This window comes from Arthrobacter sp. yr096 (assembly GCF_900108925.1).
GTDB lineage: Bacteria > Actinomycetota > Actinomycetes > Actinomycetales > Micrococcaceae > Arthrobacter.
Window position 1 is genome coordinate 1 of record NZ_FNYI01000005.1, and the last position, 12,576, is coordinate 12,576.

Genomic DNA, 12,576 nt, shown 5'->3' on the forward strand with positions numbered 1-12,576 from the left:
CCAACAACTTACACCACACAACACACTGCACGCGTCCACTATGTGGTTCCCGAACAACAACCCACCACGGGTAGCCGGAACCAACAACTAAATAACAACACCACAGTTGTAACCCAAAGATTTCCCACCCACCCCCCACACACGGGGGACGGGACGGGTAACAGAGTTACGGCGGTCATAGCGTGGGGGAAACGCCCGGTCCCATTCCGAACCCGGAAGCTAAGACCCACAGCGCCGATGGTACTGCACCCGGGAGGGTGTGGGAGAGTAGGACACCGCCGGACAACCATTCACGAAGAGCCCCGACCACCACGGCCGGGGCCCTTCGCATTTAACACACTTGTTGAAATTCGGGTCTATCCGTGTTCGTGGATTTCACAGGGACAATACATGTTTCTGCACGTGTAGCAGGCAGGTTCCATGGTGCAACGGGGGCAGACGCCGCACTTTACGGGGGCGGTGTGCCTCTCGGCCTGCTCTGGAATGAAGGCCTCTCCACAGCGGTAGCACGGTGGCCGGGAGCTGTTCGCCCCGTGTGCACGCGCGTGGTTGCCTGACATCAGAAGTCTCCGACGCCTGTGAACATCAGCACTGCCATCAGGAGGAACAGGATCCCTGTTAGCAGGTCGGTACGAATGCGGGGAATCAAGTGGGCGATTGATCGGCCGATTTGGTGTCCGGCGACTGAAACGACGAAGGTGGTGAACGCGAACAGGATGGGAGCAACCCATAGCTCATGCCCGGCGAGGCCCAAAGCAGCGCCGGCGGCGACGTTGTCGATGCTCAGGGGTACGGGCAACCATCGCCGTGCCGTCTTCATGTCAAGATCGGCATGCTCTGGTGAACGGATTGCTTTGATGGTGATCCACAAACCATAAGCGGCCAGGCCGATGCCTCCGATGATCTCAGCTGTGTCCTCGATCTGTGTACTGAGGTAGACGCCAACCAGCATCCCGACGACGGGCGCCAGCCCATCCCACAGGCCAAAGATTGCGGACGTTCTGACCGACGTGCGCCAGGACGGTTTGAGTCCACCGAGGACCACTGAGGTTCGAAAAGTGTCCAGGCTCAGGGCGAATCCCAGCCCCAGAAGTGCAATCATGATGACTTTCCTTTCAACACCGTCGATGACAGCGTTACGTGCGTTTTTCCGTTCGTGGCCGGTACCGGCGTCGTTGACCGCTTGGTGCGGCCCACTTGGGTCTGGGAATCAAGGGCTGCGTTGTGGGGCGTGCGGGGTCGTTTGCCGCTGCCAGCGCTGCCTCAACGAGTCCGTGATCCGGAGCGAGATGACAGACCGGATCAGTCCGGGCGGCGTCTCCAGTGAGGGCAAACGCCTGACAACGGCAGCCGCCGTAGTCGATGTCCTTGCGGTCACAGCTGCGGCATGGATCGGGCATCCATGCGTCGCCGCGGAACTGCTGAAACAGGGGAGCCTCCTCCCAGATCCACTCAAGCGAGTGTTCGCGAACACTCGCAGGAGGAATCTTCAAGCCACGGGCCACCTCATGTGCCGCCGGACACGGGAGTGCCTCGCCGTTGGGAACCACAGTGAACTGCCGGCGGGCCCAACCGTCCATGCACGGCTTGGGATATTTGCTGTAGTAGTCGGGCAGTACATAGATGATGTCCATGCGGTCTCCGAGCCGTTCTTGAGCAGCCTGGACCACAGCCTCTGCTCGCTCAAGCTGCTCCCTGCTGGGGAGCAATGCGGCCTGGTTGAGTCCCGCCCAGCCGGCATACTGCGTATTGGCGAGTTCTATACGGTCAGCCTCCATCGTCTCGGCCATCTCGAGAATGCCGGAGATTCTGTCAATGTTCTGCTGGTGCAGCACCACGTTCAGGGTGAGCGGCCATCCCAGCTGCTTGACGAGCTTTCCAACCACCTGCTTACGTTCGAAAGAGGGGGTGCCGGCGATCAGGTCCGACAACTCTTGGTCATCGGCCTGGATACTCAGCTGCACGTGGTCGAGACCCGCCGCGCGGAGTTGCTCCGCACGACGTGTGGACAAACCGAGCCCGCTGGTAATCAGGTTGGTGTACAAGCCCAGTTGGTTGGCGTGTTGGACGAGGTCAACGATGTCGTGACGCTGAAGGGGCTCGCCGCCGGAAAGGTGAAGTTGCAGAACACCCAGCTCGGCGGCCTCGGTAAATACCCGTTGCCATTCATCGGTGGTGAGCTCATCACGGTAGTCATCGAGTTGGAGCGGGTTGGAACAATAGGAACAGTGAAGCGGACACGCATACGTGAGCTCAGCGAGCAGTCCGTAGGGTTTATCCATGACTTACCTCCATGCTGTGCTTGGTGACCAGTGCTGCCACGAAGCTTTGGACGTCGCCATCGGCAACTTGATCGAATTGGCCGCGCAGTTCGGCGCTGATCTCTGCGATGGTGCGGTTCGAGTCGCATAGCTGGACGATGGCAGCCCCAGTAGCGTTGAGAACCAACACCGTTTCCGGCGACAACAATGCATGCTGCTGGCGAGCGGCGTTAAACACCAAGCGGACATGCGGCGCAAGCCGCGGACGAGCGGTCTCGCTAATTCGGTCCATAAGCCTGGTCAATCGAATCGAGCATGCTCCACAGCACGTCACATTTGAATGACAGCGCTGCTACCGCGGCGGCTTGTGTTTAGGGGGTGATGCAGTGCGTCCGCACAATCTCAATGCCATGTTCGGAGTCCCTGGGAGCCTGGCTGATCCGGGCACGAAAGTAGGAGAGTTCGTGGGGGTCGATCCAGGTATAGTGCCGCTCGAATGCATTGAGCCGATGAGCCATCAAGTCCGGCGCAAACAACTCTGTCAGCTTAAGGATGTTCATGGTGGACTTATTGATCAGGCTCCGGCCATGGATGCTGGTGACCACATTGTTTTCCCGGTACAACCGGCCGATCACCGGAATCATGGCCTCGGCGAGAGCCTCCCGGCCCATCCACTTATCAAGACAAGAATCTGCACTGTGCCGCATCGGGCTACCTTTCGAGTGAGTAAGGTCCCGTCGGGTTTGGTTCCCCGGCCCTCAAGGGACTTTGCCAACGGGTCATTCAGGCCGGGGTACCAAAAGTTCGTCAGGCGACAGGCCGCCAGAGGATGGCTGAGCGGAGTTCTTTGGCTGCGCGTGCGGGGTCTGCTGCGCCATAGATAGCGCCGCCGGCCACTGCCACTTCGGCACCGGCCTGCTGTACATCCCCGATGGTGGCCACCTTCACTCCTCCAGCCACGGAGAACGGCACACGGGCCTCCGCCCCGGCACGAAGCAATCCGCTCAGATCAAAACCGGGTTTGGCTTGTTCGTCCAAACCAGCGTGCATCTCAACGAACTTCGCACCCAACGCCCGGGCTTCCTTGGCCCGGGTGACCTTGTCCGCCACACCAATCAAGTCCACCACGATGCCCTTGTTATGGGCCTTGGCGGCCTTCACAGCACCCGCGATCGTGGAATCATCGGCCGTACCGAGCACAGTCACCAGATCAGCGCCGGCCTTGAAAGCGATATCGGCTTCCAGTTCCCCGGCATCCATGGTCTTCATGTCCGCGAAGACAATCTTGTCCGGGTGGGCTTCCTTGATCGCCGTGACAGCGGACAATCCCTCGGCCTTGATCAGCGGCGTGCCCAGTTCAATGATGTCAACATACTCGGCAACCTGACCGGCCAGCAGCAGGGCCGCCTCGGTGGTCAAAACATCCATAGCAACTTGAAGCTTCATAACGGTTCCATTCATTCGATAGTGAACTACAGCTATATGCCTAATGGTCCGGTCAATGGAGGGTGGGGAACACGCTGATTAAGGATGGTAAAACCTACCTTTTAGGGTTGGTCGCCGGGCTTGCCGCTACCACGCCCAGGGTCGTTGGACTATGCCAATGCCCCCATCGGGTCCCAGGACGGCAGCACCGTTGGTTGCTTTCCGAGCGCCACTTGCAGTTCCGCGGGCAATCGCGATTTGTCGACCACCACCTCGAAGACGTACTCGTCGAACCAGTTGTCGGCCATGGTGAAGAAGCCGTTCTCTCCGGCCTCTTCGCCCCAACTGTTCTCAACCCTCCAGCGGCGCGTTCCGCCGTCGTGAATGTCAACTCCCGTAAGGAGCATCGCGTGGGTCATCGCCGACTCGCCATAGCGAACCCGGGCTTCCTTGCCCATGGCCAGCTCAGCACCATAGAGGCCCGCGTAGTCGAACAACCGGGCATCCCAGATTCCGTCCTTGCGGACCATGTGCGGTCCCACGTCGCACCCGAACCAGACCGGCTCGCCGTCCAGGATAGTGTCCCGGGCCAACTGCTTGGCCACCCCGATGTCAACGTTGAGGTACAAAACGGGGTGGGCTTCGATCACGTTCCCCAGGTGCTCAACAGTCAGGGTGCTTCCCTTGGCGTGCTCCGCCCTGGGGTCATCCACCAAGCAAACGTAATTATCAAGGTCACTGGTGGTGTACTTGGACAGGAATTCATGTGGCGTCAGTGGGCCCACCCGATGGAAAGTCCTTTCATCATCCGTGTAGTCCCAATCGATGGCTGAGGGCGGTGTACCCAGGTGCAGCGTCAGGATTCGGTGGACATCAGCAAGGATTCGGCTCTTCGCCCGGGCCAGGCCGGCAGCGTCATCCTGCTGAATTGATCCGCGCAACTCCCAGGCACCCCGGCGCAGTACGGAACGAAGGATCGAGTTCATGCGCCCTGTGTTGGACGAGGACTCCGTTTCCGGCATGGCCGACTTGGGTACCGCTCCATACTTCTGGAAGATGTTCACGGCCATATTCCACTGACCCCCGTCTCCGAGGACCGTGTGAAGCAGGTGTTGGACCAACCGATCGCCTTCGTCGCGGTCTGCCGTCTGCATGATGGACTCGAGGAAGTAGTTGGCGCGTTCCAGCTTGTCGAAATACAACGGGAAATTCTGCGAGAACTCGAAGTTCTTGACCCTCAGCTTCACGCGGGCTTCGGACCGCAGCAGGTTGAGTGCCGCGAAGAGCCAACAGCGGCCAGTCTTTTTCTGATGAGTAACCCGCCAGTCATCCAGACGGTTCGACATGCTGTTGGATAATGCTGTGGCCACCTGATGGTCAATCGCGAGCTCATCGACGCTGACACGGACAATGGCATTCTGTTTGTGCTTCAGGTCAGGATCCGCGGCGAACGAGTCTCGCAGGGCCGATACCTGGTCTGCGGTCAGCGCTTTGGATTTGCGCGTGTATTCGTCGGACGACGCACCGGCATCCACATATCCCACGGTCATCTTTTGATCCTTTTCCCTTGGCGCAGCTTGCGGGCAACCGTATGTCGCGGCCCGGTCGGTTCACCAGGGAGTGCCGCTGAAGTGCAGAACGTTGCCGTTCGGCAGCTCATATGGTCCGCGGCACCTCAGATATTCAGCGCGCGTCGGACGGCGCGGTTGTTTCGACGGGATACCGGAACCACGGTTTTCGCCGCATCGTCCATAATCAGGACAAGCTCGCCCTTCTCTTTCCGCTCAACTTCCCGAATGCGGCTGAGATTGACCAGATACTGTCGATGCACACGCAGGAACGTGCCTGTGTCTGAAAGATCATGCTCGAGCTTGTCCAGGCCGGACAAGGCTGCCCGAAGGCGTCCTTCATCCGTGAGTAGCCAGACTTCATTCCCTTCCATTTCGGCCATGGTGACCTCTGACGTTGCCAGCATCACCATGCGGTTCTCCTCGCGGAGGGCGACAACTCGGCGGGAGTGCCCCAACAGGACGCCACCTGTCTCTGCTTGTGGAAAGTGTTCGCCTGCGAAGGCGCCGAACGAGATCAGGTGCCCGATCAAGTTCTTCTGCAGGAAGACCGGGCGGATTCCTATCGATGATGGTTCATCGACGAGCGGTGTGAAGATCTGCGTTGAACCGGTCCAGCCCGGGTCCACATTTGCCCGCTTTGTGGCATAGCGGGCCGCATGGATGAAAGGAGGCAGCTGTGGGGTCCACCTCACCACGGGATCGATCGCTGGGGTGTTGCCGGGAACGCCCAGGATCACGCTCGCTATGTCGTCGGCAATGACCACCGCTCCCGCCGTGTCGACGGCAACCATCGGCTCATTCGATCGTCCCCGGGCATGGGAATATGCAGCCAGCAGTTCGTTTCCCCCGTCATGGGCACGCCGGCGCAAACTTTTCTGTGTATGGGTGGCGGAACTCTCCAGCCACTTCCTTGCAGAAAGAGGGAGATCTCCGCCCCAGCAGGAAATGTTCAGGACAGCGAGAGGCTCGCCATTTACCACCTCACGCACGGCGATCGCTCCGCAAGACCAGCTGTGGAATGCCTGCAACCAATGCTCGGACTGCTTGATCATCACGGCACGCCGGGTTTCGAGAGCTGTTCCCATACTGTTTGTTCCCACCGCGCTCTCGGACCAGCTGTACCAGGGGGCGAGTCCTCCCTCGGTGGCAACCGAACGCGTGTTTTTGTCCCCCCAAGCGGCAACAATTCTGCCGTTGGCATCCGCGATGGTCACCACCCCACCTGCGCTGGCCACCTCATGTGCCATGGCCGCTGCGCAGAAACCGAGTTCCGCGAACACCACGTCCTGGTCCAGCGAAGACATAGTGGGGGAAACCGCGTTCGGTGCTTCCGAAAGGAAGGGGTCGATGCGGTAGACGTCCCGGGATCGTTGCCAGGAAATCGCCACCTCGGGACGAACCCCGTCAAGGTCGTCTTCACCGTGGACGAATCGCTCCCATGCAACATATACAGGTGTGCGGGGCGTGGTCTGGAGCTGTTGTTCAATGCGCACTGCGAACCGCCTTAGCGTTACTCGTCGCATCGGGGCCTGCCGCGGCAGGAACTGCAGATGCGACGAAACGGGCTTGACGATCCCAGGTGTTGCCCACGATCGACAAACAGCAGGTTCGGGTGGGCGTTGATCGCCAAGCATCCAACGGAGCGCATTCTCGCGGGAGTCGTTACGGACTCTATTGCGAGGCAACACGTTTGGCAAGGGAATCAGGGACTCGACCTTTGGCTCATGGAGGCGGCCGACCCACAGATAGAGTCTGTGGATGAACCTCACGCATAGCCTGGATGTCATCCCGGCGATTGGAGATACCGGTCAGCTGCAGTTGCGCCCTTTGGAGCTTTCAGATGCCACTGAGCTGGCTGCTGCGTACCTCCGCAACCGTGACCACCTTGCGCCTTGGGAACCTGTGCGTGATGACGCCTTTTTCACCACGGAAGGGCAGGCGGACGTCATCCGGGGCAAACTGGACCTCTATGCAGCGGGCAGCGAAGTGCCCTGGGTGATCACCGGCACAAGCGGAATCATTGGGATGATTACGCTCACCGGAATCGTCCGTGGCCCGTTCCTGAACGCCAACCTGGGCTACTGGATTGATGCGGAATGCACCGGCAAGGGTGCAGCGTCAGGTGCCGTGTCCGCCGTCGTGATGATGGCTGCAGAGACACTGGGCCTCCATCGCATCCAAGCTGCGACTCTGGTCCACAACGCAGCCTCACAGGCTGTCCTGAAGCGGTGCGGGTTTGAGCGCATCGGTATGGCACCGTCCTACCTTCAGATCGCAGGGGAGTGGCAGGATCACGTCCTGTTCCAGCGCATTCTGTTCTAACCCCGCCCGGCAACAGGCCGCGGTCACCGCCAGAGGGTACGCCAAGGGCGTAAAGCGCCCCAAAAAACCTTGAAAATCCGGTGATTTTGGTCAAAAAGGGGCGGAAACACGCGGAATTTGCTGGCCATGAGAGCCCAAGCTGGTAAGTTTTCGAACAGTGGCTTGCTCGCATTCCGCTTGAAAGCTCAAAAACGTATGAGTCCAGGAGGACGTAAATGGCTAAGAACCGTAGTGAACTCGTTGCAGAGGTAGCAGGCAAGGCTGGCACCAGCCAGGCAGCAGTCAACTCCGTGCTCGATGCACTGTTCGAAGTTTTCGAGACTTCTGTCGCCGCCGGCGAAAAGATCACCATCCCGGGCTGGCTCGCAGTTGAGCGCACCGACCGTGCAGCTCGCACCGGCCGCAACCCGCAGACCGGCGAAACCATCCAGATCGCAGCCGGCCACAGCGTCAAGCTGACCGCTGGCTCCAAGCTGAAGGCTGCTGTCGCCAAGAAGAAGTAATTACTCTTCGGCGAACGCCTTGAAGGGACGGCAACCTGTTGGTTGCCGTCCCTTCTGCTTTGGGTAATGCACATAGCACCCTCCCGATTCGCAGCCCGGCGACCGGTAGCGGACAATGGATAAGTGCCATCAGCAAGAAGTTCCGCAACCGCCCCTTCGTCTGCTCCCAAGCCGGGAGCGCGGGGAGGCACTACAGCCGCGGGGATTTCCCTGCCATGGCAACTGGCAGGACTAGCTGCCCTGTTCCTGGTTCTGGCAGGGGCACTCATCTTCTCAGGAGCCTCCGCCGCCCGCCAGGTCTCGGACCCGGGCGCGTTGGTCCGGTGGGGCCTCCCCTTCGCGAAGGCCATCCACAATGTTTCCGTAGCCACAGTGGTTGGCGGCCTGATCTTTGCCGTCGGCATCCTGCCCAAAAACCTCGGCGGCTCCCGCTCCCGTGAGAAGGACCTCGACGCACCGGAGCATCCCGCTTTCGCCCGAGCACTGGCAGTTGCCGCTGCAGCAGGGGCGGCATGGACATTGTCGGCGGTCGCTGTGTTGGTCCTCACCTACGCCGACGTAGCGGGCCAAGCACTTTCCGGAGACGCGGAGTTCACCCGCTCGCTGGTGTATTTCATGACGGACATCGAAACGGGCAAGGCCTGGCTCGCGGTCACCATCATCGCCGCCGTGGTCACCACCGCACTCTTCGGTGTCCGTTCCTTGACCGGCCTGGCGTTCACTCTCTTGCTGGCCTTGATCGGGCTCATTCCCACCGCCCTGATCGGTCACTCTTCAAGCTCCAGTGACCACGAAGGCGCCATCAACTCCCTGGGCCTCCACCTGGTGGGCGTGTCCACGTGGGTTGGCGGCATCATCATGCTTGCGGTCCTCTCGGGAATTCTCACGGGTTCCCGGAGCAACGGAACTCCGGACATCACCGGGCAAACCCTCCGGCGCTTCTCCTCGCTGGCAGGCTTCGCCTTCGTCCTGGTGTTCGCCTCTGGCGTCATCAACGCGGCCATCCGCGTCACCAACCCCGCAGACTTGTTCGGCTCGTCATACGGCCAACTCATCGTCGCCAAGGCACTCGCCACGCTGGTGCTGGGTGGAATCGGCTTCATGCACCGCCAGTGGGTCATTCCGCAGCTCGGCAAGAGCGGTTCCATGTCTGCCCGCCGCGTGTTGTGGCAGCTGATTTTGGTGGAGCTGCTGGTGATGGGCGCGACGTCGGGACTCGCCGTAGCGCTGGGACGCTCGGCACCGCCGCAGCCCACCACCTATGCACCTGATGCGTCGCCGTCGTTCATTCTCTCCGGCTACGAGCTCCCTCCTGAGCTCACTCCGGAACGCTGGCTGACCGAGTGGCGTTTTGACTGGCTCTGGGTGGGGGTCGCGCTGTTCGGTGCGGTCACCTACATCATGGGCATCGTCAAGGTCCGCAAGCGTGGCGACCAATGGTCCTGGTTCCGGTCAGTGAACTGGATGATCGGCCTGGTGGTGTTCACCTACATCACCTCGGGACCGCCGGCTGTCTACGGCCGTGTTTTGTTCTCTGCGCACATGGTGGACCACATGGCACTCACCATGGTGGCTCCGATCTTCCTGGTCCTCGGCGCACCGGTAACCCTTGCCCTGCGTGCCCTCCCGGCCAGGGGCGAAGGCGCCCACGGCTCACGGGGACTGCGCGAATGGTTGCTGCTGTTTGTGCACTCAAAGTTCTCGCAGATCGTGACGCACCCGTTGTTCGCTGCGGCAAACTTCGCAGGGTCCATCGTCCTGTTCTACTACTCGGACCTCTTCGGCCTGGCGATGCGTGAGCACGTGGGCCATGAGCTCATGAACGTGCACTTCCTGTTGACCGGTTACATCTTCGTGCTGAGCATGATCGGAAGCGACCCCCTGCCACGCCGCGCTCCGTACCCAATGCGCCTGCTCCTCCTGCTGGCCACCATGGGCTTCCATGCCTTCTTCGGCGTGGCCATCATGGGTGGCACCGGGCTGCTGGCTGCAGATTACTTCGGCAACCTGGGCCGGGCATGGGGTCCGTCGGCCATTGGAGACCAGCAACTTGGCGGCGCCGTGGCGTGGGGCATCGGCGAAGTGCCCACATTGCTGGTGGCAATCGGAGTGGCAGTGATGTGGTCCCGCTCGGACGAACGGGAGACCCGCAGGGTGGATCGTGCAGCGGACAGGAATAACGACGCCGATCTCAGTGCTTACAACGATATGTTTGCCCGGCTCGCTGACCGCGATGCCAAGCTGGCAAGCCGCACTGCCCAACCATCCAGGACGGCCCCGGCCGAACGCCCCACCACAGGCCCTGCCGGGCAGACTGAACCAAACACCAAGCTGGAAGGACGCTGATGAGCGAAACCGTACGCACCCAACTCCGGGTCCGGGCCTCCGAACTGGAGGGCCGCGGCTGGCTCAACACGGGCGGCAAGTCACTGGACCTGGAATCCCTCCGGGGAAAGATCGTGCTGCTGGACTTCTGGACCTTCTGCTGCATCAACTGCCTGCACGTCCTGGATGAACTGCGCCCGCTCGAGGAAAAGTACTCGGACGTCCTGGTGACCGTTGGGGTGCACTCGCCCAAGTTTGAACATGAAGCGGATCCCGTCGCACTGGCATCTGCCGTTGAACGCTACGAAATCCACCACCCCGTTCTGGATGATCCCGAACTGGCAACGTGGAAGGCCTACACAGCCCGCGCATGGCCAACCCTGGTGGTCATTGACCCCGAGGGCTACATCGTGGCGCACCTTTCGGGCGAGGGCCACGCAGATGGCCTGGCCGTTCTGCTCGAGGAACTCGTGGCCGAGCACGAAGCCAAGGGAACCCTCCACCGCGGCAACGGCCCGTACGTGGCTCCGGTACCGACGTCGGGCACTTTGCGTTTCCCCGGAAAGGCCGCTCAGCTGGCCAACGGCAACTACCTCGTAGTGGACTCGGGACACCACCGGCTGGTGGAACTCCGGCCCGATCTGGAGACCGTGGAGCGAGTCATTGGCTCGGGCACCAAGGGGTACCTGGACGGACAGGCGGAAATCGCGCAGTTCAACGAGCCGCAGGGCGTCGCTCTGCTCCCCTCCGAGCTTGCTTGGAAGCTGGGCTACGACGCCGTGGTGGCAGACACCGTCAACCACCGCTTGCGCGGTGTGACGCTGAGCTCCGGCTACGTGCAAACGGTAGCGGGCAACGGTGTACAGCGCCTGCTCGACGCCGGTCCCGCCCGGGTGACGGACACCGGCGCCGGCACGTGGTCTGAACATCACGACGGCGGCCAGGCCGACTTCGCTGCCGACGCCATCGATGTTGGGGCGCTGGGTCTGGGCACAGGGGTCTCCCTGTCCTCGCCGTGGGACGTGGTGTGGAGCGAGAAGCTGCAGCGCGTTGTTATCGCCATGGCAGGAACCCACCAGATCTTCGCCTTTGATCCCTTGAGCAACCAAGTTTCCATCCTGGCTGGTTCCGGACTTGAGGGCCTGTTGGATGGCAAGGCCGAGGAATCCTGGTTCGCGCAGTCGTCCGGCCTGGCCATCGACGCCGACCACAACATCTGGGTTGCTGACTCGGAGACTTCATCCCTGCGCCGCCTGGTGGTCAGCGATTCGGGGGTGACCGTGGAAACCGCTGTAGGCAAGGGCCTGTTCGACTTCGGCTTCCGCGACGGCGATGCCACTGAAGCGCGTCTCCAGCACCCCTTGGGCGTCACAGTGCTTCCCGACGGCTCGGTGGCAATCGCCGATACGTACAACGGTGCCGTTCGCCGGTATGACCCCGCCACCAAGTCCGTGTCCACGTTGGCGAGGGGCCTCGCTGAGCCGAGTGACGTGGTGGTGGTCCAGGTGGAAGGCAGCGAGCCCCTGCTGGTAGTGGTGGAGTCGAACAAGCACCAGCTGGTTCTGGTTCCCATCCCCAAGGAAGCCCAGCAGGTGGACGAAGGTGCCTCCCAGACACACCGTCCCAAGAGCCCGGTGACCCCGGGAAACCTGGAGCTCGCAGTCCGGTTCAAAGCCCCCACCGGCCAAAAACTGGACGACCGTTGGGGCGACCCCACACAGCTGAAGATCTCCTCCACACCGCCGGAACTGCTGGTCTCGGGAGGCGGAACCTCGGTGGGCTTGCTGCGCACCCTTGAGCTGTCCGCCGATGTTCCCGAGGGCATCCTTCACATCACGGCCCGCGCGGCCGCCTGCGATGGTCCCGAGACGGAGGACGGCGAAATCCCGGATCACGCAGCCTGCCACCTGTACCAGCAGGACTGGGGCATCCCCGTAGTCCTGCAGGCCGACGGCGAATCGGAGTTGGTACTGGACCTCCGCGGCATGGACTAAGCCTTAGCTACTGAAAAGGCCCGGGTTTGAACTCCTCAAGGGGTGGCCCGGGCCTTTTCATGCCGCGGCAGCAGTTCCACGTTGGCCGTTCCTGAGCCACGGATTATCCACATAGTCCACGTGTGCAGTGCTGGCTCTTTGCCTGGAACGGCAGGCTGAGGGGATGGAAGCCGAG

Annotated in this window: 11 protein-coding genes and 1 rRNA gene; 5 read left to right on the forward strand and 7 right to left on the reverse strand. The window is 61.4% G+C overall.

Annotated elements, in window-relative coordinates; genetic code table 11:
• The first annotated feature begins 167 nt into the window (after nt 1-167).
• Nucleotides 168-284: ribosomal RNA gene (gene rrf, locus BMY91_RS13290) — 5S ribosomal RNA — on the forward strand.
• A gap of 275 nt (nt 285-559) precedes the next feature.
• Here rrf and BMY91_RS13300 read toward each other — a convergent pair.
• The 7 genes from BMY91_RS13300 to BMY91_RS13330 form a co-directional block, all read right to left on the reverse strand.
• Nucleotides 560-1,102 (reverse strand): manganese efflux pump MntP, encoded by a 543-nt coding sequence (locus tag BMY91_RS13300; protein ID WP_090822673.1) that lies wholly within the window; start codon nt 1,100-1,102, stop codon nt 560-562.
• A gap of 34 nt (nt 1,103-1,136) precedes the next feature.
• Nucleotides 1,137-2,282 carry a pyrroloquinoline quinone biosynthesis protein PqqE gene (gene pqqE / locus BMY91_RS13305; RefSeq protein WP_090822675.1) on the reverse strand — a complete coding sequence of 382 codons (1,146 nt, stop codon included), beginning with the start codon at nt 2,280-2,282 and terminating at the stop codon, nt 1,137-1,139.
• Nucleotides 2,275-2,553 carry a pyrroloquinoline quinone biosynthesis peptide chaperone PqqD gene (pqqD, locus tag BMY91_RS13310; RefSeq protein WP_090822677.1) on the reverse strand — a complete coding sequence of 93 codons (279 nt, stop codon included), beginning with the start codon at nt 2,551-2,553 and terminating at the stop codon, nt 2,275-2,277. Before pqqD ends, pqqE begins: the two co-directional genes overlap by 8 nt.
• A 79-nt stretch (nt 2,554-2,632) precedes the next feature.
• A complete protein-coding gene (locus BMY91_RS23655) occupies nt 2,633-2,932 on the reverse strand; it encodes a thiaminase II/PqqC family protein (protein ID WP_371261054.1) in 300 nt (99 codons plus the stop codon).
• 136 nt (nt 2,933-3,068) lie between these two features.
• The gene (gene hxlA, locus BMY91_RS13320) at nt 3,069-3,707 is read right to left on the reverse strand and encodes a 3-hexulose-6-phosphate synthase (RefSeq protein WP_090822680.1); all 639 of its coding nucleotides are present in this window, start codon (nt 3,705-3,707) and stop codon (nt 3,069-3,071) included.
• Between the two features lie 149 nt (nt 3,708-3,856).
• A complete protein-coding gene (locus tag BMY91_RS13325) occupies nt 3,857-5,236 on the reverse strand; it encodes a C1 family peptidase (protein WP_090822682.1) in 1,380 nt (459 codons plus the stop codon).
• A gap of 125 nt (nt 5,237-5,361) precedes the next feature.
• On the reverse strand, nt 5,362-6,750 hold the full coding sequence (locus BMY91_RS13330) for a DNA-binding protein (protein ID WP_218143850.1): 1,389 nt from the start codon (nt 6,748-6,750) through the stop codon (nt 5,362-5,364).
• 265 nt (nt 6,751-7,015) lie between these two features.
• Between BMY91_RS13330 and BMY91_RS13335 the strand changes: the two genes are divergently transcribed.
• The 4 genes from BMY91_RS13335 (at nt 7,016) to BMY91_RS13350 (ending at nt 12,401) form a co-directional block, all read left to right on the forward strand.
• Nucleotides 7,016-7,579: a GNAT family N-acetyltransferase gene (locus BMY91_RS13335; RefSeq protein ID WP_090822686.1), complete on the forward strand. Its 564-nt coding sequence runs from the start codon at nt 7,016-7,018 to the stop codon at nt 7,577-7,579.
• Nucleotides 7,580-7,794: 215 nt separating this feature from the next.
• A complete protein-coding gene (locus tag BMY91_RS13340; protein ID WP_011776355.1) occupies nt 7,795-8,082 on the forward strand; it encodes an HU family DNA-binding protein in 288 nt (95 codons plus the stop codon).
• 123 nt (nt 8,083-8,205) lie between these two features.
• A complete protein-coding gene (locus tag BMY91_RS13345; RefSeq protein WP_090822688.1) occupies nt 8,206-10,428 on the forward strand; it encodes a bifunctional copper resistance protein CopD/cytochrome c oxidase assembly protein in 2,223 nt (740 codons plus the stop codon).
• The gene (locus BMY91_RS13350) at nt 10,428-12,401 is read left to right on the forward strand and encodes an NHL domain-containing thioredoxin family protein (protein WP_090822690.1); all 1,974 of its coding nucleotides are present in this window, start codon (nt 10,428-10,430) and stop codon (nt 12,399-12,401) included. Before BMY91_RS13345 ends, BMY91_RS13350 begins: the two co-directional genes overlap by 1 nt.
• Nucleotides 12,402-12,576 lie beyond the last annotated feature (175 nt).

Coding starts and splice junctions, on each gene's coding strand:
- BMY91_RS13300 (WP_090822673.1), bottom strand. CDS start 1,102: ATGATTGCACTTCTGGGGCTGGGATTCGCCCTGAGCCTGGACACTTTT.
- pqqE (WP_090822675.1), bottom strand. CDS start 2,282: ATGGATAAACCCTACGGACTGCTCGCTGAGCTCACGTATGCGTGTCCG.
- pqqD (WP_090822677.1), bottom strand. CDS start 2,553: ATGGACCGAATTAGCGAGACCGCTCGTCCGCGGCTTGCGCCGCATGTC.
- BMY91_RS23655 (WP_371261054.1), bottom strand. CDS start 2,932: ATGGGCCGGGAGGCTCTCGCCGAGGCCATGATTCCGGTGATCGGCCGG.
- hxlA (WP_090822680.1), bottom strand. CDS start 3,707: ATGAAGCTTCAAGTTGCTATGGATGTTTTGACCACCGAGGCGGCCCTG.
- BMY91_RS13325 (WP_090822682.1), bottom strand. CDS start 5,236: ATGACCGTGGGATATGTGGATGCCGGTGCGTCGTCCGACGAATACACG.
- BMY91_RS13335 (WP_090822686.1), top strand. CDS start 7,016: ATGAACCTCACGCATAGCCTGGATGTCATCCCGGCGATTGGAGATACC.
- BMY91_RS13340 (WP_011776355.1), top strand. CDS start 7,795: ATGGCTAAGAACCGTAGTGAACTCGTTGCAGAGGTAGCAGGCAAGGCT.
- BMY91_RS13350 (WP_090822690.1), top strand. CDS start 10,428: ATGAGCGAAACCGTACGCACCCAACTCCGGGTCCGGGCCTCCGAACTG.